Annotated in this window: 19 protein-coding genes and 1 pseudogene; 15 read left to right on the top strand and 5 right to left on the bottom strand. The window is 62.6% G+C overall.

The genetic code is table 11. The features are described from left to right. Positions 1-12 precede the first annotated feature (12 nt). The 5 genes from ACNJX9_RS25520 to ACNJX9_RS25540 all read left to right on the top strand — a co-directional run bounded on the left by ACNJX9_RS25520 (position 13) and on the right by ACNJX9_RS25540 (position 4,410). A complete protein-coding gene (locus tag ACNJX9_RS25520) occupies positions 13-1,155 on the top strand; it encodes an acyl-CoA dehydrogenase family protein (RefSeq protein WP_439404789.1) in 1,143 nt (380 codons plus the stop codon). A gap of 16 nt (positions 1,156-1,171) precedes the next feature. Next, positions 1,172-2,755, top strand: a complete 1,584-nt coding sequence (locus ACNJX9_RS25525; RefSeq protein ID WP_439404791.1) for an acyl CoA:acetate/3-ketoacid CoA transferase — start codon at positions 1,172-1,174, stop codon at positions 2,753-2,755. A gap of 8 nt (positions 2,756-2,763) precedes the next feature. Next, positions 2,764-3,300, top strand: coding sequence for a MaoC family dehydratase (locus ACNJX9_RS25530; protein ID WP_245317373.1), 537 nt, complete (start codon positions 2,764-2,766; stop codon positions 3,298-3,300). A gap of 13 nt (positions 3,301-3,313) precedes the next feature. Beyond that, positions 3,314-4,150: a transporter substrate-binding domain-containing protein gene (locus ACNJX9_RS25535; RefSeq protein ID WP_439404792.1), complete on the top strand. Its 837-nt coding sequence runs from the start codon at positions 3,314-3,316 to the stop codon at positions 4,148-4,150. Positions 4,151-4,287: 137 nt separating this feature from the next. After that, on the top strand, positions 4,288-4,410 hold the full coding sequence (locus ACNJX9_RS25540) for a hypothetical protein (protein WP_439410256.1): 123 nt from the start codon (positions 4,288-4,290) through the stop codon (positions 4,408-4,410). Positions 4,411-4,750: 340 nt separating this feature from the next. Here ACNJX9_RS25540 and ACNJX9_RS25545 read toward each other — a convergent pair whose 3' ends face one another. Further along, entirely contained in the window at positions 4,751-5,311 is a 561-nt protein-coding gene (locus tag ACNJX9_RS25545; protein ID WP_439404794.1) for a hypothetical protein, read from the bottom strand. A 504-nt stretch (positions 5,312-5,815) separates the two neighbouring features. Between ACNJX9_RS25545 and ACNJX9_RS25550 the strand changes: the two genes are divergently transcribed. From ACNJX9_RS25550 to ACNJX9_RS25560, 3 genes are all read left to right on the top strand, one after another. Continuing rightward, a complete protein-coding gene (locus tag ACNJX9_RS25550) occupies positions 5,816-6,559 on the top strand; it encodes a TetR/AcrR family transcriptional regulator (RefSeq protein WP_439404796.1) in 744 nt (247 codons plus the stop codon). A gap of 390 nt (positions 6,560-6,949) precedes the next feature. Then, positions 6,950-8,431 carry an NCS1 family nucleobase:cation symporter-1 gene (locus tag ACNJX9_RS25555; protein ID WP_439404798.1) on the top strand — a complete coding sequence of 494 codons (1,482 nt, stop codon included), beginning with the start codon at positions 6,950-6,952 and terminating at the stop codon, positions 8,429-8,431. Between the two features lie 439 nt (positions 8,432-8,870). Beyond that, positions 8,871-9,776, top strand: coding sequence for a helix-turn-helix domain-containing protein (locus ACNJX9_RS25560; RefSeq protein WP_439404800.1), 906 nt, complete (start codon positions 8,871-8,873; stop codon positions 9,774-9,776). A 326-nt stretch (positions 9,777-10,102) separates the two neighbouring features. Here the strand turns inward: ACNJX9_RS25560 and ACNJX9_RS25565 are convergent, their stop codons facing one another. The 3 genes and pseudogenes from ACNJX9_RS25565 to ACNJX9_RS25575 all read right to left on the bottom strand — a co-directional run. Beyond that, positions 10,103-11,350, bottom strand: coding sequence for an NAD(P)/FAD-dependent oxidoreductase (locus ACNJX9_RS25565; RefSeq protein WP_439404801.1), 1,248 nt, complete (start codon positions 11,348-11,350; stop codon positions 10,103-10,105). A 6-nt stretch (positions 11,351-11,356) separates the two neighbouring features. Next, positions 11,357-12,454: a PLP-dependent aminotransferase family protein gene (locus ACNJX9_RS25570; RefSeq protein ID WP_439410127.1), complete on the bottom strand. Its 1,098-nt coding sequence runs from the start codon at positions 12,452-12,454 to the stop codon at positions 11,357-11,359. A 69-nt stretch (positions 12,455-12,523) separates the two neighbouring features. Further along, positions 12,524-12,742, bottom strand: a pseudogene (locus ACNJX9_RS25575) (GntR family transcriptional regulator); the annotation flags it as partial. Between the two features lie 302 nt (positions 12,743-13,044). On the opposite strand from ACNJX9_RS25575, the gene ACNJX9_RS25580 reads away from it, so the two are divergent. The 6 genes from ACNJX9_RS25580 (at position 13,045) to eutC (ending at position 19,586) form a co-directional block, all read left to right on the top strand. Beyond that, positions 13,045-14,205, top strand: coding sequence for an ABC transporter ATP-binding protein (locus tag ACNJX9_RS25580; protein WP_439410128.1), 1,161 nt, complete (start codon positions 13,045-13,047; stop codon positions 14,203-14,205). Next, the gene (locus ACNJX9_RS25585; protein ID WP_439404803.1) at positions 14,202-15,263 is read left to right on the top strand and encodes an ABC transporter substrate-binding protein; all 1,062 of its coding nucleotides are present in this window, start codon (positions 14,202-14,204) and stop codon (positions 15,261-15,263) included. Before ACNJX9_RS25580 ends, ACNJX9_RS25585 begins: the two co-directional genes overlap by 4 nt. 65 nt (positions 15,264-15,328) lie before the next feature. Continuing rightward, positions 15,329-16,549, top strand: a complete 1,221-nt coding sequence (locus ACNJX9_RS25590; protein ID WP_439404805.1) for an ABC transporter permease — start codon at positions 15,329-15,331, stop codon at positions 16,547-16,549. A 6-nt stretch (positions 16,550-16,555) separates the two neighbouring features. After that, a complete protein-coding gene (locus ACNJX9_RS25595) occupies positions 16,556-17,380 on the top strand; it encodes an ABC transporter permease (RefSeq protein WP_057758565.1) in 825 nt (274 codons plus the stop codon). An 11-nt stretch (positions 17,381-17,391) separates the two neighbouring features. Next, complete coding sequence (locus tag ACNJX9_RS25600) at positions 17,392-18,789, top strand: ethanolamine ammonia-lyase subunit EutB (protein ID WP_439404807.1); 1,398 nt, start codon at positions 17,392-17,394, stop codon at positions 18,787-18,789. After that, complete coding sequence (gene eutC, locus ACNJX9_RS25605; protein ID WP_439404808.1) at positions 18,789-19,586, top strand: ethanolamine ammonia-lyase subunit EutC; 798 nt, start codon at positions 18,789-18,791, stop codon at positions 19,584-19,586. Before ACNJX9_RS25600 ends, eutC begins: the two co-directional genes overlap by 1 nt. 140 nt (positions 19,587-19,726) lie before the next feature. Here the strand turns inward: eutC and ACNJX9_RS25610 are convergent, their stop codons facing one another. After that, positions 19,727-19,903, bottom strand: coding sequence for a hypothetical protein (locus tag ACNJX9_RS25610; RefSeq protein WP_439404810.1), 177 nt, complete (start codon positions 19,901-19,903; stop codon positions 19,727-19,729). Positions 19,904-20,089: 186 nt separating this feature from the next. On the opposite strand from ACNJX9_RS25610, the gene ACNJX9_RS25615 reads away from it, so the two are divergent. Next, positions 20,090-20,428: a hypothetical protein gene (locus ACNJX9_RS25615; protein ID WP_439404812.1), complete on the top strand. Its 339-nt coding sequence runs from the start codon at positions 20,090-20,092 to the stop codon at positions 20,426-20,428. Positions 20,429-20,431 lie beyond the last annotated feature (3 nt).

Genomic DNA, 20,431 nt, shown 5'->3' on the forward strand with positions numbered 1-20,431 from the left:
CGGGAGCACGCCATGGACCGCTTCTACAGCCAGGACCAGAAAGCACTCCGCGACACCGCCCGCCGCTTCGCAGAGGCGGAGATCCTGCCGCGAGCCGCTGCGATCGACCGCGAGGACCGGTTCGACCGCGTACTCTACAAAAGCATGGCCGATCTCGGCCTGTTCGGCATCTGCCTGCGTGAAGGCGCCGGTGGCGCCGGGCTCGATGCAGTCGCGGCCTGCATCGCAATGGAGGAACTGGCGCGCTGCTCCGGTGCGGTGGCCAACGCCTTCGCGATCCCGGTCGAGGCCGTGCTGTTCTTCGACCATCACGGCACCGAGGCGCACAAGGCCCTGATTCCGAAGATCCTGAGCGGCGACATCATTCCCGCCACCGCCGTCTCAGAGCCCGACCACGGCTCCGACGTAGCTGGCGTCCGCACCAATGCGGTACGCGAGGGCAATGGCTGGCGGCTCAACGGCACCAAGGCGTGGGTCACGCTCGGCGGCGTCGCTGACCGCATCATGGTGTTCGCGCGCACCGGCAGCGAGGCAGGCCACCGTTCCATCTCCTGCCTCCTCGTCGACGGCGCCCTGCCCGGCATCGCCCGCGGCAAGAACGAGGAGCTGCTCGGCATGCACGGCCTCGACGATTGCCAGATCACGTTCTCCGATGTGCGCCTACCCTCGGACAGCGTGATGGGGCCGGAGAACCAGGCCTTCAAAATGGCCATGAGCAATTTCAACTTCAGCCGGCTGATGATGGCCTCGATGGCGCTTGGCATGGCGCAGGCCGCGTTCGAGGACGCCACCGCTTATGCCAAGGACCGCAAGCAGTTCGGCCAGGCCATCATCGGCTTCCAGGCGGTGCAGTTCATGCTCGCCGACATGTCGACCGATATCGCCGCCGCGCGTCTCCTGATCCACCATGCCGCCCGCTTGCACGATGCCGGCGAGCCAATCGCCAAGGAGGCGGCGCAGGCAAAACTGTTTACGACAGATATGGCGATGAAACACGTCTCCAACGCCCTGCAGATTCACGGCGGCAACGGCTATTCGCGCGAGTACCGCATCGAGCGGCTGTTCCGCGACGTGCGTCTCGCCCAGATCTACGAAGGCACCAACCAGATCCAGCGGCTGATCATCGCGCGGCAGGTCGAGAAGGACGGCGCGTGATAGGACATCTGTGCTCATGCTAAGCATCATTATCGCGGCAGAGGCCGCCAGCTTGATCCGCGACGCCGATACGTTAATTGTCGGCGGCAATGGCGGCACGGGGGCAGCCGAAGCGATCCTCGACGCGCTGGAGCAGCGCTTCCTTGGCGGCCAGGGCCCGCATGGGCTCACGCTGATCAACATCACCGGCGTCGGCGCCGTGACCGAGAAGGGCCTCTGCCATCTCGCCCATGAAGGCCTGATCGCGCGGGTGATCGGCGGCAATTTCGGTCTTCAGGTGCCGTTCATGCGGCTCGTCCGCGACGAATTGATCGACGCCTACAATTTCCCGCAAGGCGTGATGAGCCAACTTTGCCGCGCCATGGCGGCGAAACATCCGGGCGTGCTCACCCATGTCGGCCTCAACACCTATATGGACCCGCGCCAGGACGGCGGACGCATGAACAAGCGCACCACCGCGGCGCTGGTCGACCTGCTCGAGTTGCACGGCCAGTCCTGGCTGCTCTACCGCGTTCCCGCCCCGCCCGACGTCGCCATCATCCGCGGCACCTCGGCCGACGAGGACGGCTATATCAGCATGGAGCACGAGGGCACGACGCGCGAGGATCTCTCGATCGCGCAGGCCGTGCACAATGCCGGCGGCACCGTGATCTGCCAGGTCAAGCGCATCGTGAAGCGCGGCTCGATTCATCCGCAGATGGTGAAGATCCCCGGCTTCCTGATCGACCACGTCGTGCTCGAGCCCGAGCAGATGCAGACCTACGGCACCGTCTACGATCCGGCGCGCTGCGGCGAGACGCGCGTCCCGGTGGCGATGATCACGCCCGATCCGCTCACCGAGCGGCGTGTGATCGCGCGCCGCGCCGCCTTCGAGCTACGGCCGCGCGACGTCGTCAATCTCGGCGTCGGCATCTCCGCCATGATTCCCAATGTCGCGGCCGAGGAAGGTATTTCGGATCTGATCACGCTGACGGTGGAATCGGGCGTGGTCGGCGGCGTACCCGGCCATGCGCGAGAATTCGGCACCGCGATCAATCCGCGCGTCATTCTCGACCAGGCCTATCAGTTCGACTTCTACGACGGCGGCGGATTGTCCTGCGCCTTCCTGTCCTTCGCTGAGGTGGATGAAGCCGGCAACGTCAACGTCACCCGCTTCGGCGAGCGACGCGACGGCTCTGGTGGCTTCATCGACATCACCCAGAATGCGAAGCGGCTGATCTTCAGCGGCACCATGACCGGCGGCAAGTTCGACATCAGTGTCGAGAACGGCCGCCTCGCGATCCGGCGCGACGGCGCCTTCCGCAAATTCGTCCCGCAGGTCGGCCAGATCAGCTTCAGCGCCTCGCTCGCCGCGCAGCGCGGCCAGCACGTCAGCTACGTCACCGAGCGCGCCGTGTTCGAGCTGGAGAACGGCCACGTGACGTTGACCGAGATCGCGCCGGGCGTGCGCCTGGAGGAGGACATCCTCGCTCATATGGGCTTTCGCCCGCGCATCAGCCCGCAATTGAAGGACATGGACCCGCGCATCTTCCGCTCCGGGCCGATGGGAATCGCGCAAGCCTTCAACGCCCTGCCAGCGCGGCCGCGCAGGGTCGCCTGAGGATCACCATGGACACGAGCGCACCGATCAATCTCCGTTACGAGGACATCGCGCTCGGCGCGGAGTTCGAGACCGCCGTGCACACCGTGACCGAGGCTGACATCGCAGTCTTCGCCGACGTCACGCGCGATCACCACCCGCTCCATATCGACGGCGCCTATGCGCGTTCGCGCGGGTTTCCTGCCGTGATCGGCCACGGCCTGTTCGGCCTGTCGCTTATGGAGGGGCTGAAGTCGGAGCTGAAGCTGTACGAGGAGACCTCGGTGGCCTCGCTTGGCTGGGACGAGGTGAAATTCAAGGGGCCAATCGTGGCCGGCGACAGCCTGCGCGTTCGTTTCCGCTTCGTCGAGAAGCGGCCGACCAAAAATCCTCAACGAGGAATCGTCGTGGAGGCGCTCGACTTGCTCAACCAGCACGACGAGGTCGTGACTGCGGCGCGCCACATCTCGCTGATCCTGACCCGGCAAGCCGATCGCGGTGCCGGCTGCCACGTGACAACGACGGAGCCTCGGACCGGAGACGGCTCAACTGCCACCCACGATTGACAGGAGTACCTTGATGCGACTTCCAGAAACCTTCTCCGCCCTCGCCCTTCTGGTCGGCCTGACCCAGGCCGTCGGTGCCCAGACCTGCACGCCGAAAGTGCCGGCGTCGAGCCTGATCGAAGCGCCCAAATGGCAGATGTCGATCAACCCGACCTTGCCGCCGCAACAATTCGTCGACGACAAGGGCGAGTTGCAGGGCCTCAACGTCGAGCTCGCCCGCGAGATCGCCAAGCGCATCTGTGTCGAGCCGGTGTTCCTGCGCATGGACTTCCCGCCGATGATCCCGGCGCTGCGCTCGGGCCGCTTCGACGCCATCAACACCGGCCTGTTCTGGACCGAGGAGCGTTCGAAGATGCTCTACCTCGTGCCTTACGCGCAGCAGGCGATCAGCATCTACACCGACCCCTCCTCCAGCCTGAAGCTCGAGAAGTTCGAGGATCTCGCCGGCCGCGTGGTCGGGGTGGAATCGGCGACTTACACCGAGCGCAAGGCGCGTGAATTCAGCACGGCCATGGAGGCCAAGGGTCTCAAGCCGGTCGATCTGCGCACCTTCACCACGGTAACCGCGACCTCGGCAGCGCTGCGCGCTGGCCAGCTTGAGGCCGCGCTGAATATCAACGAGACCGCAAACTCGCTGGAGCAGAAGGGCATTGCCAAGATCTGGGTGCGCGACATCGCCGGCACCGACATCACCTTTGCTTTCCGTGACAAGCTGCTCGCACAGGCCGCCGCAGATGCGCTCACCGCGATCCGGGCCGACGGCACCTACGACAAGCTGTTTGACAGGTTCGGCATGACTAAGCTGAAGGCGACGACGTTCGCCATCCGCGGCGACGGGCCGACGAATTGACCGGCCTTCGCCACCTCATGTGTGGCCGCGCACATACGAGCGACCGAATTGGGGAGTGTGCGCGGCCTTCCGGAAACTGGCGCGGCCACGTCCGCCGTAAGAATATGTCAGAGAGCTTCGTCGTTGTAAGGAGCCATATGAGCGGCTTCAAGACGCCGAAGGCCATCGTGTTCGGACCGATCCCGAAGACGTCGACCGGCAAGATCCAGAAATTCCTGCTGCGCAATCTGGTCGACTCCGCGAAGGCGATCTCGGCTTGAGCCATCATGAAACGGTTTCGAACGCCGCCACCGTGCTGAGACGTAGCACATCGCAGGCAGGCACCCCTCCACTGCCCGGAGCTCTCACGAGCTCCGGGCTCACTTTTTGCAAGCAGCGACCCATTCGGCGCGATGACGGCGATCCCAGCGTCAGTATCTTGGCGACGCCCAGTGGCATGGGCGGCAGGTCAACGCACGGGTCGAGGTCCGCCAGGCGCTCGCACCGGTCACTAATCAGCTGGCTCGATTGTGGTTCAAATACGTGCGAGATATGTCACTCGGCAGAGACAAAGATCTCTGCACGACCGGCCGGTGTCCTCCAGCCCTGCGCGCCTCGCGATCAGAAAGATGATCGGAGGAGACGGGTATCGCTCGAGACGTGATCCTTTTCCTCGATCGTCTTGCCGTCCACCGTTGGCGCAAGATCTGCGACAGTCCCCTCCAGGATCGTGGCCACCTCCAAAAGTGAGATCACCAGGCGTGGCATGCGCCGGAGTTTCTCTTCAACGGCAACCGCGCGGAGATCGTTCATCGACTGCCCACCGAGCAGGCGCCATCCCCCGAAGGCGATCTCGCGGACATTGCCGGAGAGGTGTCCCACTGATGACAACGACTGCTTTGATTCAAGCAAGAGCTCGTCAGCCATGCGATCCATCACTTTGATCACGGCAATCGCATCCCGCGCGACACTAGCGAGACTATCCCCATGGCCATTGTGCTTGCCGGATTTACCGAGGCTCGCCCAAAGCGCGATGGCCACAGATCGATTATGCAGTTCGGAAAGTCGGGCCACCAGCGTCGAGAATCGCGACCGAGCGGTTCTAACAAGTGCTTCCAGCAATGACAGGTTGGCCTGCATCGATGCCGATGCGGCCTTCGACCTGATGAGTGTGAAGTACATCATTTGCTCCAGAGGCGCCCTGCGATCACGGCAATACAACTCTAGATTACAGAAGGGCAGCGCGCTTGAACGTCTTGAGCCACGATTGATCAATGCACGCCTCGAAAGCTGATCCCGCTAAATTGGTCTGCCAGCATCTTGCCAGCCGATCGCCCGCGCCGCAGCGGATTGACGGCTCGGCAAGTTCGGACCGCAAAAAACATGATATGCACCAATCTCGATGGTGAGTTTTCTCTCGCACGCATCGCCAGCGAATGGGGTCTATCGGCAGCGCATTTTGCCCGCGCCTTCGAAGTCAGCACGGAGACACCGCCACATGTGGGCTGCGCCGGCCGACGAGCTGTCACTGCCCCTCTCTTCGAAAGCTCTTTAATCCTATCATTGCCCGGCCTAACCGCTTGAAAATACTGGATAGGAAGAGCACCTTGCGCATGAATCGCCTATCGCGATCCAAACATTTCCGTTCAGCCCTCCTCGCGGAGGCAGCGCTCCCAATGAGGCCATATGGCTGCCATGTCTGCCGACAAGCTCAAGCTTTTTCGCATCCGCCGCGCGCCAAAAGGCGGCCGCAAGGCTGCCGCGCCGGGCCCTGACGTCGAAGAAAAGATCCTTGATGCGGCGGAGTTCGTATTTGGGCATTTCGGCTTCCGGGGGGCGACGACTGCCCTGATTGCCAAGAAGGCCTCGATCGCAAAACCCCACATCTATTACTATTTTGAGGACAAGGAGGATCTCTACCGCGCGGTGCTCGAACGTGCGATGAACATGTGGGCGCGGGACATGGACAATCTGGACATGACGTCCGACATCCAGACCATTCTTATCGGCTACATCCACAAAAAAATCGATTTCTCGCGAGATCACCCTCATCTGTCGCGCATCTATGCAAACGAAATCATCAGCGGCGCACAATTCATCGGCAGCTTCATCGAGAAGGTCTCAACCCCATTGCTGCTCGATAAGGTCGCGACGTTGGAGCAATGGGCGGCGAGCGGGTCCATTCGCGCGATCAGCGCAGTGGATCTCTTTTTCTGCATTTGGGCAATGACGCAGGCTTATGCCGATTTCTCGAGCCAAATGATCATCATGAAAGGCAAGCGGCAGCTGGAGGATGCGGATTTCGATTCCGCAAAAGCGACCATCGTCCAGCTCGTTCTTGGCGGCCTCGGGCTGGAGAAGAGCGACAAGCCGACGAACCGGCTCCCGCCGAGCGGGCCACGGCAAAGCCGGGCACCTAAGGCACGATGAAAACTGGATGAATCGTCATCGCGCCTTCGGTTGTCGTCTGCGTACGAGATCCACGCAAGCGCATTCGGCGTTTGTCGCGAAGGACAATTGCTTCGCTCCTTTCGGGACCATGCTTTAGGCCCTTGCTCGGCCGCGCGCATTCCCGGCCCTTCAAGACTTTCCCTCGACAAACGTCACTTCGGCGCTCACGGCCGACCGGTTACTCTACCTTTAGTTGTTCACTCAGCTCGCGTCAAGGGCTAGAGGCGGGCCATGAAAACCTTATTGTAAAACTATTTTATCGAACGTAAAATTATTTTATCGATCGTTACAGAGATGGCATGTCGCTTGCTTCGATCCGATCGCCTCGCATGGTGCGGGCCCTCGTCAAACAAACATTGGAGAGAGGATATGACATCCAACAGCGGCGACGTTCCCGCGCTGGTCATTATCGGTGCTCATCCCAAGCTCTATAATCACGACCTTGCTCCGACCGCGCCCGAGGGACGAACATGGGGAGTATTCAGCCTGTTCGCGATGTGGATGTCGGATGTCCACTCGGTTGGCGGCTATACCTTCGCCGCAAGCCTGTTTTTTCTCGGCTTGACCGGATGGCAGGTTCTTATCTCCATGACGGTCGGCATCACGGCGGTCTACTTCCTAATGAACCTCATTGGCCGCCCCTCTCAACGATACGGCATCCCCTTCCCGGTCATGGCGCGCGTGTCGTTCGGGGTAATGGGCGCCAATCTCGCCGCCATCGTGCGAGGCGTCGTCGGCATCGTCTGGTACGGCGTACAGACCTACTTCGCCTCGAAGGCGGTCCAGGTCCTCATCATCACTTTGGCACCTTCAGCAGTCGATCTTACGCACAACAGCATTATCGGCCTGTCCACCCTCGCCTGGTTCAGCTTTCTGTTCATGTGGCTGTTCCAGCTTATCATTTTCCTGAGCGGCATGGAGCGCATCCGCCGCTTCATCGATTTCTGCGGACCGGTGGTCTACGTTGTCATGCTGGCCCTCGCGGTCTGGATGCTGTGGCAGACCGGCTTTTCGAGCCTGTCGCTTCAGCTCAGCCCACCCGCGGCATCGAATGCGGCAACGATTGGGGTGATGGCCAATGCCGCAATGCTGATTGTCGCGTACTTCTCGGCCCTCCTGCTCAATTTCGGTGACTTCGCCCGGTTCGCCAAGAGCGAGGACGCCATGAAGGCAGGAAACCTGCTCGGCTTGCCCGTCAACTTCCTGGTGTTTTCGATCATCACGGTGATCGTGACAGCCGGCACTCTGAACGTGTTCGGGGAAGCGATCATGGATCCAGTCCTTATCGTCGAGAAAATCGGCAATCCCATCGTCGTCATTGTGGGCTCGATCACGTTCATCGTTGCGACCATGGGCATCAACATCGTGGCGAACTTCGTTTCCCCCGCCTACGACATCTCCAACCTCAATCCGGAGCGCATCAATTTCAAGATGGGCGGCCTCATAACGTCTATTCTGTCAGTGCTTGTATGTCCCTGGCTGTTCGTGGCGAGCCCATCGGCCATCACGCTGTTCGTGAGCATCTTCGGCTCAACGCTCGGACCGATGTTCGGCATCATGGTCGCCGACTACTACCTCGTGAGAAAGCAGATCGTGAGAGTGGATGACCTCTATACGATGTCGCCGACCGGAGCATTCCACTACGACGGCGGCTGGAACTCCAGGGCGTTGATCGCGCTGGCACTATCCGGGGTCCTGTCGATTGGGTTGTCCCTGTTGGGTGCCTACGGACTGATCTTCAACGTCGGAGACTGGGGATGGCTCATCGGAGCTTGTGTCGGAGGAACGATCTACCGAGCGCTATCGAAAGAGCAGGACTCGGTCCCCATCGTCGTCGGGGCAGGTGAATGACGGCCCTCTTCGCGGACCCACCGCCGTGCCGGCGGCGTCCGGGAAGAAACCTCAGCATGCGCGTTCGACCGAACGCGCATGCAAGATTGAGACGAGCTCGTGATCACCTCAGCAGCTACTGCCGATTATCCGCCCGTTCTGCGGTTTTCAGTGGATGCAGATCGTTGACCGCTTCTTCCAATATGGTCGCGACCTCCAGCAGCGAAATCACCAAGCGCATTATCCGCTTGAGATTGTCCTCGTCAGGAACGGCCGGCGGAGCGCTCGGTTTCCGCTCGCCCGCCGAGTGCTGTCGTCCGAAGTCGATCCTGCGGATCCGCGAGGTTGCGCTTGAACACCTTGAACCAAGGTCGAACGAATCGAGCCTGCGAAGACATGCGGCGGCAGAGCTGGTCGCAGACTGCGCCAAACGGCTCCGGCGGCGCTCCGGGAGCGAACCATGATCAATGCTGGCCGCTACGGAGATCGCTTCGCAAGACTATTTCCCGTGCTCCGGCAGCCGAACACCGGAACAGTCAAGTCGCTACAGAAGGGAGCGTTCGCCGCCGTCCGGATAACATATTGCGGGGCGGTCGGTGATCCGACATTGCCATCCCCCGCCGACGAGGCTTTTGGGCTTTGCGTTCGGCTACAGCATCAGAGAGGCGAGATATGGGTGGACGGCCGGCATATGCGCAAGGGCGCCTTGAAGGACGAGACAACCGTCTACGATCTGCGATGCGAAACGATCATTCACTTCCATGACCCATTCGACTTCCTGTACCTCTATCTGCGCCACAACGCGCTAAGTGACCTTGCGACCGAGCTTGACCTTGGTCGCTTTCAATATGACGTCGTAGCCGGTGCGAACCTCCTCGACCCTGTCCTTGCACATTTGGGCCGCTGCCTGCTGCCGGCCTTGGAGAGACCTCAAGAGGCGAACGAGCTGTTCATCGGCTATGTTTCGATGGCTCTTAATACTCATTTCCTCCGCAAATACACGATCAGTCGACCTGGCAACCGCCCTTGCCGCAGCGGATTGGCGCCATGGCAGCTTCGGACCGCGAGGGCACTCATCCGCGCGAATCTGGACGGCAAAATGTCACTGGCACGGATCGCGAGCGAATGTGGCTTGTCAGCTGCCCACTTTGCGCGCGCTTTCAGGATTAGCATGGGAGCCCCACCGCACCGGTGGCTGATGAATCAACGCATCGAGCAAAGCAAGGCCTTGCTGCTGGACTCGACGTTGTCGCTGACGGAAATTGCCATCAAATGCGGCTTCGCCGACCAGAGTCACTTCACCAGATCCTTCTCAGCGGCGCTTGGCGCCACACCAGGCCGCTGGCGACTGATCCGGAAGACCTAAAGCGCGCCGCCAGATCCTCATCTCCATCCATCGGAAGACCGGCGTCTGCATGCCCCGGCCGCAAACGAGAAGCGGCTCGATCGCGGGCATCAATGGCTCCGGCCGCACCTGAAGGATTGCGCCACCTGACAACGAGAGCTGAATTGAACCGTCGCCCCATCTAACGTAGCGTCGGGGTCGTGTGATGTATTTGGCGGCGACCTGGGCGCGCGCCAGCGGTAAAGGCGGCGCGCCCGGTCACGCTCGAAGCAGGCTCGCATGCCGACACTCGACCGGGCTGACTTTCTCATCATCCCATCGAACGAAAGTGCTCCTCGACCGACCACTCAACCAAACCGACCGCTCCGGAAGGCTTCGAGGCTCGGAACGTCGTTTCGCCTCTCGACGAGGCCTGCGACGACACGGCTCGTGACACCGGCCAGGGTCAAGCCGAGATGTCCATGTCCAAAGGCGTGGATCAGGTTGGGAAGGCGCCGGCTGGGTCCGATGACGGGCAGCGAATCCGGAAGCGAAGGACGAAAGCCGAGCCATCGCGACTGAACCGGTCCAAGGTCCGGGAAAATCCCGCGGACGCCGCGCTCCAGCAGCGCGATCCGGTTCGGATTGATCGGCGCTTCCAGGCCGCCGAGTTCGACCGTTCCCGCAACCCGCAAGCGGCCCGCCATCGGCGTGAGATAGAAGCCGAGATCGACCGGACTGACCGGCCGCTTGATCGGGCAGGCATCCATCGCGAATTCGATGTGATAACCGCGCTCGGTGTCGAGCGGGATGTCGTCCCCGGCTTGCGCGGCGAGATCGCGGGACCACGCGCCAGCGGCGAGGACAACACTACGCGCTTCGATGGCGCGGTCGCCGCATACCAGATGGATGCGGCCTCCTTCCTGCGGTCGCAGCCGGTCGACACGCGCGCGTTCGAACACGGCGCCTTTCGCCGCGGCCGCGGATGCCAGCCGCCCGGTCAGTGCGGCCGGATCGACGGTATGGGCGGCATCGGGAAAGAAAATGCCGCCGGCTGCGCGCGGCAACGCCGGCTCGAGCCGCGCGACCTCATCCGCAGTCAATCGCTGCTGCCGCACGCCAAGCTCGTTGCGCAGCCGGGCTCCCCACTCGCTGTCGTCCCGGGGCATTTTCCCGCGATAAAGATAGAGGCAGCCTTCATAGCGAAGCAGATCCGCGAGCTGTGCCTGCTCGGCAAGTTCGCGCCATGCCGGCATCGCCTCTTTCAGCAGGCCCGCGAGCGCGTGTCCATTGCGGCGCGCGCGGGCAGGCATGGATTGCCAAAGGAAGCGCGACAGCCACGGCACGAGCGCGGGCACGGCGGCCAGCCTCACCGAGAGAGGGCTGTCAGCGCCAACAAGCAGGCTCGGCAAGTTGCTGATAACATCGGGGTTGCCGACCGGTGCGCAGGCATAGGGGGCAAATGTCCCGGCATTGCCGTAGGAGGCTCCCGAGCCGGGCTCGTTGGGATCGATGACGACGACGTCACGGCCGCCGTCCGCCAGCCGAAACGCGATCGCAAGCCCGATGACCCCAGCACCGACGATCGCGACGTCCGTTTTGATCAATTCGGCCACAATGCCTCAGACCGCGCCCGAGATTTCGAAATGACCGGCATTGAGCAGGTCGGCCATGATCGCAAGCGCCTGGCGCAATTCGCCTGAAGACGGTGCTGCGCCGACATTGATCCGCACCGCATGGGCGAGCGTCTCGCGTCCGACGGCGAACGCATCCGCCGGTAGCACGCCGACGCCGCGCTGACGGCAGGCACGGGCGAACGCCGCGCCGCGCCAGGGTTCGGGCAAATGCAGCCAGGCATGCGGCGACGTCTCCTGCGACTGGACATCGAAGGCCGCAAGCGCTTCACGCAAAATGGCCTGCCGCCGACGCAGCTCCTCGCGCTGAACGTCGATGATGCGCCTCGCAGCTCCCTCCTCCAGCAGGATGGTGGCGATCAGCGCGGTGAGCGGGCTGATGCTCCAGCAATCGATCCGGAGCGCTGCTGCGACGTTGCCCAGCACCGCACGCGGCGCGACGACGAATCCATAACGCAGGCCCGGCGCAATGCATTTCGACAGGCCGCTGATATGGACGGTGAGTTCGGGCTCCAGCGCTGCGAAGGACGGGACGGCGCGATCGAGCAATGGACGGTAGACGTCGTCCTCGATGATCAGCACGTTATGGCGGCGCGCGATCGCGGCAAGCGCGCGGCGACGCTCCTCGCTCAAGGTGACCGTGGTCGGATTATGCAGGGTGGGCACCAGGAAAACCGCGCGAGGACGCAGGGTCGCGCAGGCGGCCTCGAATGCGTCGGGCCGCATGCCCTCGCGGTCGATCGACACCCCACGCAGGTCGATGCCTTGTGACCGGCACAACGCGCTGATGCCTTGATAGGTGATGGAATCGGCAAGCACGACATCGTCGGGCTGCGTCAGGGCACGCAACACGCAGGCAAGGCCATGCTGAGCGCCATCGGTCAGCACGACGCGGCCTGCATCACCGTCGCCCGCGACGCCATCGAGCCAATCGGCGACCGCGGCGCGCGCCCATTCAGGACCCTCAGGAGGATGGTAGTCCTGCAAGGCGCTGAACCTGCGATCTTTTGCGATGTGCGGGAGCAGCAGCGCGAGCGCTTCGCGATAGGCCGACGTGGCCGGCCTGTTGACGGACAGATCGATCAAGCCGGCCTCATCACTGGGAGCCGATTTGAAGCCGCCCTCCTCCGTCTCCTTACCCGCGACAAGCGTCCCGCGGCCAGGGCGCGCCTCCACAAGTCCTCGCTGCTGCAACGCAGAGAAGGCCCGCGTGACGGTCGTGACATTGATGCCGAGCAGGCGCGCAATTTCCCGGTGCGGTGGCAAACGATCGCCTTCTGCCAGCTCTCCGCGTGCAATTCGCTCACCGATGGCATCCGCCAAACGCTGATAAATTGGTCGATCGTTGTTCGGCAATTCCAGATTTTCGAGCATTGCGGCTTGGCGCCCCGGACGTTCTTATCGTCAGCAAAGCCTTCTTATCATGGAGAAAAGGACCAGACAATCTGACTTGTATGCCTACCAACAGGCTTCGCAACCCTATTATATGGCATAATGTCTGCCATAAATTGCATCATATGATCCGCTTGACGGTGTAATTGCCGCATTATACGGTCACCCAATATCGTATTGTCTGACCACATAACTGCGGCGGGCGCCCTGGAGGTCGAGCGATGGTTTTATCAGGACAAAGCACGTCGCTTCGCGAAGCGTTGACCGAGAGCGCCCTCTCTGCAATGGACCGGCCGGCAGCCTTGGCCGGCGGAAGAACGGGGTCGGCGGCCCGGGCCGATGCCAAGTTTGTCGAATTCATCGACGTCGAAAAAACCTATGGAAATTTTCACGCCGTCCGCCGGCTCAATCTGAGCATCGGCCGCGGCGAGTTTCTCACCTTCCTCGGGCCGTCGGGCTCCGGCAAGACAACGACCCTGAACATGCTGGCGGGCTTCGAACGCCCGAGCCAGGGCGTGATCACGCTCGACGGCAAATCGGTCGACCGCCTGCCGCCCTATGAGCGCAACATCGGCATGGTGTTCCAGAACTACGCGTTGTTTCCGCATATGAGCGTGGCCGATAACGTCGCCTTCCCGCTCTCGGTGCGCAAGGCGCCGAAGGCCGAGATCGGGCCGCGAGTCATCCGCGCGCTCGAGATGGTCAAGCTGGAGCGCTTCAAGGACCGCAAGCCGGCGCAGCTCTCCGGCGGACAGCAGCAGCGCGTCGCGCTGGCGCGCGCGCTTGTCTTCCAGCCGACCCTCGTCCTGATGGACGAGCCGCTCGGCGCGCTCGACAAGAAGCTGCGCGAGCACATGCAGATCGAGCTGAAGCAGATTCACGAAATGCTCGGCGTCACCATCGTCTACGTCACGCACGACCAGAGCGAGGCGCTGACGATGTCGGATCGGGTCGCGATCTTCGAGAGCGGCAACATCGCCCAGATCGGTACGCCCGATGCGCTCTACAACGAGCCTGCGACCGCCTTCGTCGCCGGCTTCATTGGCGAGAACAATGCGCTGGATGGCGTCGTCGAACGCGTCGACGGCGATCAATGCCTGGTCGCGCTGCCGGCGGGACTGACGACATCCGCCATGGCGATCGGCGGCATCCGTCCCGGCACCGCGGTCCAGCTGGCAATCCGGCCCGAGCGCATCGCAGGCAGCGGCGAGCCGGCGAACAACCGCTTCAAGGCCATTGTCGAGGGCCGAATCTATCACGGCGACCATCAACGCCTGCTCGCGCGCCTGCCGGGCGGACAAGTGCTGACCGTCAAGGTCAGCCCCGACGCTGCGATGGCGACGGGCGAAACCATCGATCTGAGCTGGCGCACGATTGACTGCCGGGCCTTTCCGGCGGGCGCAGCTCCAGACGGCAACACTCCGAACACAGGGAGCGTGACATGAAGTTGATCTACCGGACGACCTTGGTTGCCTTATTACCTGTCCTGGCAAGCGCAGGAATGACCTCGCAGATCCGGCCCGCCAGCGCCGAAGAGCTCACCGTCATGGCAACCGGCGGTGAGTGGCAGGCGGCACTGCGCAAGGCCTGGTTTGAGCCATTCGCCAAGAAGACGGGCATCACGTTCAACGAGCAGGAATACACCGGCGAGCTCGGCAAGATCAAAGCCATGGTCGAGACCGGCAATGTGCCGATCGACCTCGTGACCGTCGAGACTTCGACTGTCCTGCAAGGCTGCGACGCCGGCGTGCTGATCCGCCTCGACTATGCCAAGGTCGCCGATCGCGCGCGGTTCCTCCCCGGCACCGCGCTCGACTGCGGTGTCGGCATCGACGTCTATGGTGACGTCCTTGCTTACGACACCACCGTGTTGAAAGAGGCGCCGACATCAGTGCTCGACATTTTCGACACCAAGAAGTTTCCGGGCAAACGCGCCATGCGCAAGGCGCCGGCACAGAATCTCGAATGGGCGTTGATGGCCGACGGCGTGCCGATCGCCGAGATCTACAAGGTCCTGGCGACGCCCGCCGGCGTCGACCGCGCCTTCAAGAAGCTCGATACGATCAAGAAGGACATCGTCTGGTGGGAGGCCGGCGCGCAGCCGCCGCAACTGCTCGCGTCCAAGGAAGTGGTGATGACGACCGCCTGGAACGGACGCATTCAAAACGCGATCGACAAGGACAAGCGGCCGTTCGCGATCGTCTGGGATAACCAGATCGTCGAATACGACATGATTGCGATTCCGAAAGGCGCCAAGAACCTCGACCTCGCCTACAAATATCTCGCCTATGCGGCCGGGCCCGAGGTGAGCGCGCAGCTCGGCGCATACATCCCCTACGGTCCCGTGATGGCGGATGCGACGCCTTTCGTGCCCAAGGATGTGCTATCGAAGCTGCCGACGGCGCCCGACCACATGAAGACCTATCTGGTCGGCGATGTCGAGTTCTGGGGCGACCATGGCGAGGACCTGGTGAAGCGCTTCAACGCCTGGCTTGCCCAGTAGATAGCGCGGCGAGATCGCGATCGGTCAACCCGCCCGATCGCCAGCGACCACACGAGGTGACGTTCATGTCGTCGATCGCAATGTCAGGCGTCAAACCGCGCGCCGGCGCCACCGACCGCAGCGACAGCCTGCGGCCACTGGCATTGGCCGCACCGCTGCTGCTTCTGCTCGCCTTCAGCTTCGGCGCGCCGATCGTGCTGCTGCTATCGCGCGCGGTCTATGAGCCGACCATCGCCAATGCACTGCCGCACACGATCGCGGCCCTGCGCAATGACAGCGCCGGCGTACCGGCCGAGCCGGTGTTCCGCGCCTTGGCGGACGATCTGAAGACAGACCAGGCGGCGGGCGCGATCTACGAATTCGCCAAGACGCTCAACACCCGCCTGCCCGGCGCGCGCAGCCAGGTGTTGCGCCTCGCGCGGCTCGCCGGCCGGGATCCGGCACCCACCAGGGAGGCGATGATCAAGGCCGCGTCGCTGCTGGGCGAAGACCAGGGCTGGACGGCGATCCGCTCGGGGAGCAACCGTTTCACCTCGTTCTTTCTGCTCAGTGCGTTCGATCTGCGCTGGACCGACCAGGGAACGATCGGCACGGTCCCGGCCGATCAGGCCGTGTTCACCCGGGTGTTCGGCCGGACCTTCCTGATCGCGACGCTGGTGACACTGGCGACGCTCGCGCTCGCCTTTCCGCTCGCCTATGTCATGACCAACGTGCGGCCGGTGATTGCCGGCATCGTGCTCGTGCTGGTGTTACTGCCGTTCTGGACGTCTATCCTGGTGCGCACGGCGGCGTGGACGGTAATCCTGCAGAAATACGGCCTGCTCAACGATCTGTTGCTCTGGCTCGGCATGACATCGGATCGACTCGAGCTGATGTACAGCCGCACTGGTCTCGTCATCGCGATGACGCATATCCAGCTGCCCTTCACACTGCTTCCGATCTATAGCGTGATGCGCGCGGTGCAGACTTCGCAGCTCAGGGCCGCTCAATCGCTTGGCGCGCGGCCGTTCACCGTGTTCCGCAGGGTGTATCTGCCACAGGTCATGCCCGGTGTCCTGGCCGGCTGTCTGCTCACCTTCATCCTGTGCCTTGGCTACTACATCACACCGGTCCTGGTCGGCGGCGCCAGCGACCAGCTGATCAGCAACTTCATCGCCAATTACGTCAATGTCGAGCTGAACTGGGAGATGGCGGCGGCGCTCAGCTTCGTGCTGCTCGCCTCCACGCTCGGCCTGTACGTGACGATGACACGCTATCTCGGTCTCGACCTCTTCAAGATGGGATGAAGCGCCATGCTGTCGCCCTATCCGACCACCTCTGAACGGATCCGCGTCGCCGCACTTTGGTTCTGGTGCGTGCTGGTGCTGATCTTCCTCGTCGTGCCGATCTTCGTTCCCGTGCCGCTCTCGTTCAACAGCGGATCATTCTTTACTTTTCCGCTCGCAGGCGTTTCGACACGCTGGTACGAGGTCGTGCTCGGCACACCGCGTTGGCGTGCTGCCATCGGCAACAGTCTGCTGATTGGGGCGGGTGCGACCGTGCTTGCCACCTTCCTGGGAACGCTGACTGCGATCGGCTTGTCGGACCCGAAATTTCCGGCGCGTCGGTTTGTCGTGCCGCTGCTGATCTCGCCGCTCATCGTGCCCGTCGTCGTGACCGCCGTCGGGACTTACCTGTTCTATGCCCGGCTCGGACTCGCCAATACCTATGCCGGCATCATCCTCGCCCACACCGTGCTGGCGAGCCCCTTTGTCGTCGTGACCGTTGGGGCGAGCCTCTCAGGGTTCGATCGCAATTTGATGCGGGCGACATCGATTCTCGGAGCAAGGCCCCTGACCGGATTCTTCCGGGTGATGCTGCCGCTGATCCTGCCCGGTGTGTTGTCCGGCGCGGCCTTCGCCTTTGTGACATCATTCGACGAGGTGGTCGTCGTCCAGTTTCTCGCCAACGCCCAGCAACGCACCTTGCCGCTCGAAATGTTCACAGGCCTGCGCGAGCAATTGAGCCCTGCGATCACAGCCGCTGCGACACTGATGATGGCACTGTCGATCCTGTTGCTGATCGTTGCCAATCTGCTGGCCCGCCGGTCCAGACAAGCCGGCCTGCCGGCCGAGTGAGGCCTTGTTGCATGTCCTTCCATACAACGATCAACGGCACACGCTGGACCTTTGATGACCTCAAGACGCTGCTCGCCAAGGCATCGCCGGCCCGCTCCGGTGATGCCCTGGCGGGGATCGCGGCGCACAGCGCGATCGAGCGCGTCGCCGCCCAGACGGCGCTTGCCGATCTTCCGCTTAAGACGTTCCTTGATGTCGATCTCGTACCGTACGACGAAGACGAGGTCTCTCGTCTGATCCTCGACAGCCATGACCTCCCGGCATTCGCGCCGGTGTCCCATCTCACTGTGGGCGCGTTCCGCGAGTGGCTGCTCGACACACGCACCACGACAAGCCAGCTGACGGCGCTGGCCCCTGGCCTGACCCCGGAAATGGCTGCCGCAGTCTCCAAGATCATGCGTGCGCAAGACCTGATTGCGGTTGCCGCCAAATGCAACGTCGTGACCGCGTTCCGCAGCACGATCGGATTGGCTGGCCGACTCTCCACGCGGTTGCAACCGAACCATCCGACCGACGATTCCCGCGGAATTGCTGCCAGCCTGCTCGACGGACTCCTGTACGGAGTCGGCGACGCGGTCATCGGCGTCAATCCCGCAACAGATACATTGCATGACTATGTGCGCGTCGTCAGCCTGCTCGACGATGTCCGCCAACGCCTCGACGTTCCGACGCAGACCTGCTGCCTGGGTCATGTTGCCACCGCGATCCAGGCCATCAATCTCGGCGCTCCGGTCGATCTCGTCTTCCAATCCATCGCCGGCTCGGAAAAAGCCAATCGGGGATTCGGGATCAGCCTGTCTGTCCTGGCGGAGGCCCACGATGCCGCGCTTTCGCTGGCGCGCGGCACGGTCGGCCGCAACGTGATGTATTTCGAGACCGGGCAAGGCAGCGCCTTGTCCGCAGATGCGCATTTCGGCATTGACCAGCAGACGATGGAGGCCCGAGCCTATGCCATCGCGCGGCGCTTCAGCCCGCTGCTCGTCAATACCGTGGTCGGCTTCATCGGTCCCGAATATCTCTACAATGGCAAGGAAATCGCGCGGGCCGGGCTGGAGGACCATTTCTGCGGCAAGCTGCTCGGCGTGCCGATGGGATGTGACGTCTGCTACACCAATCACGCCGAGGCCGATCAGGACGACATGGACACGCTGCTGACGTTGCTAAGTGCCGCGGGTGTCAGCTTCGTCATCGCGGTCCCCGGAGCCGATGACGTCATGCTGAATTATCAGAGCCTGGCGTTTCACGACATCCTTTACGCGCGCCAGACCCTCGGCCGCCGATGCGCGCCGGAGTTCGAGAGTTGGCTGAGCCGGGTCGGCCTCGCCGACGCGGACGGTCGCCTGCTCGAGCAGCCAGCATCCGGAGCGATCGGCCCGGCCATTGCGTTGATCGAGACGATGAGAGCCTGATGATACGCGACGACCCTCCCCGTGACGGCGATCAGCTTGAGGTGCTCGATAAACTTGCAGGCCTGCGGCGCTTCACGCCGGCACGCATCGCGCTCGGACGTTGCGGTTCCGGTCAACCGACGGTGACGGGCCTCAACTTCATGCTCGACCATGCGCGCGCGCGTGACGCGGTTCACGCGGCACTTGATTGCGAGGCGCTCGGGCGATCGCTTCGCGAGCGGAACTGGGACGTCATCGCCGTCCGGAGTGCTGCGGCCGATCGGGCCGAGTATCTGCGCCGCCCGGATCTGGGACGCCGCCTTTCGCCCGAGGGGCGTCTTGCCATCGAAGGCCAGCGGCGGGGCAACGATGTCGCGATCGCCGCCGCCGATGGCCTCTCCGCTTCGGCCGTCGAGATCAACCTGCGGCCGTTGCTCGATCATCTGCAACCGCTGTTGTTGGCCAAGGGCCTCACTGTCGGTCCCATCGTTCTGGTCGAGCAGGGACGCGTCGCAATCGGCGACGAGATTGGTGAAACCCTTGGCGCGAGGTTGGTCGTCGTCCTGATCGGCGAACGTCCGGGTCTGTCGGCCGCGGACTCGCTCGGCGCCTACATGACGTGGCAGCCACGAATCGGCACGATGGATTCGAATCGAAACTGCATATCCAATATTCGCCCCGCCGGACTGCTGCCGGAAGACGCGGCAGCGCAGATCGTCGGCTTGGTCGAACTGGCCTTCAAGCATGCCGTGACGGGTGTACAATTGAACGATTTGCGGGGAGCGGACGCAATGCCTCTGGTCGGGCCTCGCGAGTAAGCAAACCACGGTAAGCCAATGAACGGCTCCCGCTTTCCGCGCGGGCTTGAGTTCAAAATCACCGGCGAGTGGCTCCCGGCAGTGCGCAAGCTATTCGGAACCTCGACATAGGAAATCGGGATCAAAGGATATCTCGAGGATCATCTGCTCCGGACATCGCGCGACAATTCACCTGTCGCCACATTTATCAAATGAATCCGCGCACAAGCCGGGCAATGCACGACCACGACCGCCTCGGCAGGCGTCGAGGCAGGCTCGCAGATAGGATGTTGCACGTTCATGCCCGTGTTGGGGCAGCGAAACAGGATGTTGGACATGGAAGCTCCGTGACACAGACCTGTCTCTCCCCAGCCCGAAGATCAACTCAGGAAGATCACCTAGGTGGCAGAAGCCGAAACCGCATCCTGATACCGCCGTTCACTCCCTTCGATGCTCGATCCGTTTCGCCGACCCACCGTTAGTGGTAACATTTAACAGTTGCGCGCAGCGCGGGGGAGCAGACCATGCACAGGTACGTCGCCCGGGCAAACATCGATCACTACGTAGAGATTTTGAAGGACATGGGCCTGTCGACGCAGCGCCGAAGTACCACGATCGCACTGCTTATTGCTGAGCTCGACAAGCTCGGCGAGGACGGCGAGCATCTGGATTTCGCGGAAACCAACGTTTCAGCGAGCCGTCAACAGGTCGCACAAGCAGCCGCCCGCCGCGATTCTCTCGCCCTCGGCACATCCGAGCGGGAAAACGCAGAGAGATACCTGATCCACCTTGAGAATGTTCATACGGTACTGGATGATTTCTGCCACCGCCTTCGTCACAGAATCGCATCGGGTCCCGCTTGAGAG

Source organism: Bradyrhizobium sp. BLXBL-03 (genome assembly GCF_051853015.1).
Taxonomy (GTDB): Bacteria; Pseudomonadota; Alphaproteobacteria; order Rhizobiales; family Xanthobacteraceae; genus Bradyrhizobium; species Bradyrhizobium manausense.

What these genes read in the sequence shown, in the direction of transcription:
- ACNJX9_RS25580 (WP_439410128.1), top strand. Translation starts at nt 13,045, where the DNA reads ATGGACCGGCCGGCAGCCTTGGCCGGCGGAAGAACGGGGTCGGCGGCC.
- ACNJX9_RS25600 (WP_439404807.1), top strand. Translation starts at nt 17,392, where the DNA reads ATGTCCTTCCATACAACGATCAACGGCACACGCTGGACCTTTGATGAC.
- eutC (WP_439404808.1), top strand. Translation starts at nt 18,789, where the DNA reads ATGATACGCGACGACCCTCCCCGTGACGGCGATCAGCTTGAGGTGCTC.
- ACNJX9_RS25610 (WP_439404810.1), bottom strand. Translation starts at nt 19,903, where the DNA reads ATGTCCAACATCCTGTTTCGCTGCCCCAACACGGGCATGAACGTGCAA.
- ACNJX9_RS25585 (WP_439404803.1), top strand. Translation starts at nt 14,202, where the DNA reads ATGAAGTTGATCTACCGGACGACCTTGGTTGCCTTATTACCTGTCCTG.
- ACNJX9_RS25530 (WP_245317373.1), top strand. Translation starts at nt 2,764, where the DNA reads ATGGACACGAGCGCACCGATCAATCTCCGTTACGAGGACATCGCGCTC.
- ACNJX9_RS25590 (WP_439404805.1), top strand. Translation starts at nt 15,329, where the DNA reads ATGTCGTCGATCGCAATGTCAGGCGTCAAACCGCGCGCCGGCGCCACC.
- ACNJX9_RS25525 (WP_439404791.1), top strand. Translation starts at nt 1,172, where the DNA reads ATGCTAAGCATCATTATCGCGGCAGAGGCCGCCAGCTTGATCCGCGAC.
- ACNJX9_RS25615 (WP_439404812.1), top strand. Translation starts at nt 20,090, where the DNA reads ATGCACAGGTACGTCGCCCGGGCAAACATCGATCACTACGTAGAGATT.
- ACNJX9_RS25535 (WP_439404792.1), top strand. Translation starts at nt 3,314, where the DNA reads ATGCGACTTCCAGAAACCTTCTCCGCCCTCGCCCTTCTGGTCGGCCTG.
- ACNJX9_RS25540 (WP_439410256.1), top strand. Translation starts at nt 4,288, where the DNA reads ATGAGCGGCTTCAAGACGCCGAAGGCCATCGTGTTCGGACCGATCCCG.
- ACNJX9_RS25545 (WP_439404794.1), bottom strand. Translation starts at nt 5,311, where the DNA reads ATGTACTTCACACTCATCAGGTCGAAGGCCGCATCGGCATCGATGCAG.
- ACNJX9_RS25560 (WP_439404800.1), top strand. Translation starts at nt 8,871, where the DNA reads ATGATCAATGCTGGCCGCTACGGAGATCGCTTCGCAAGACTATTTCCC.
- ACNJX9_RS25520 (WP_439404789.1), top strand. Translation starts at nt 13, where the DNA reads ATGGACCGCTTCTACAGCCAGGACCAGAAAGCACTCCGCGACACCGCC.
- ACNJX9_RS25550 (WP_439404796.1), top strand. Translation starts at nt 5,816, where the DNA reads ATGGCTGCCATGTCTGCCGACAAGCTCAAGCTTTTTCGCATCCGCCGC.
- ACNJX9_RS25595 (WP_057758565.1), top strand. Translation starts at nt 16,556, where the DNA reads ATGCTGTCGCCCTATCCGACCACCTCTGAACGGATCCGCGTCGCCGCA.
- ACNJX9_RS25555 (WP_439404798.1), top strand. Translation starts at nt 6,950, where the DNA reads ATGACATCCAACAGCGGCGACGTTCCCGCGCTGGTCATTATCGGTGCT.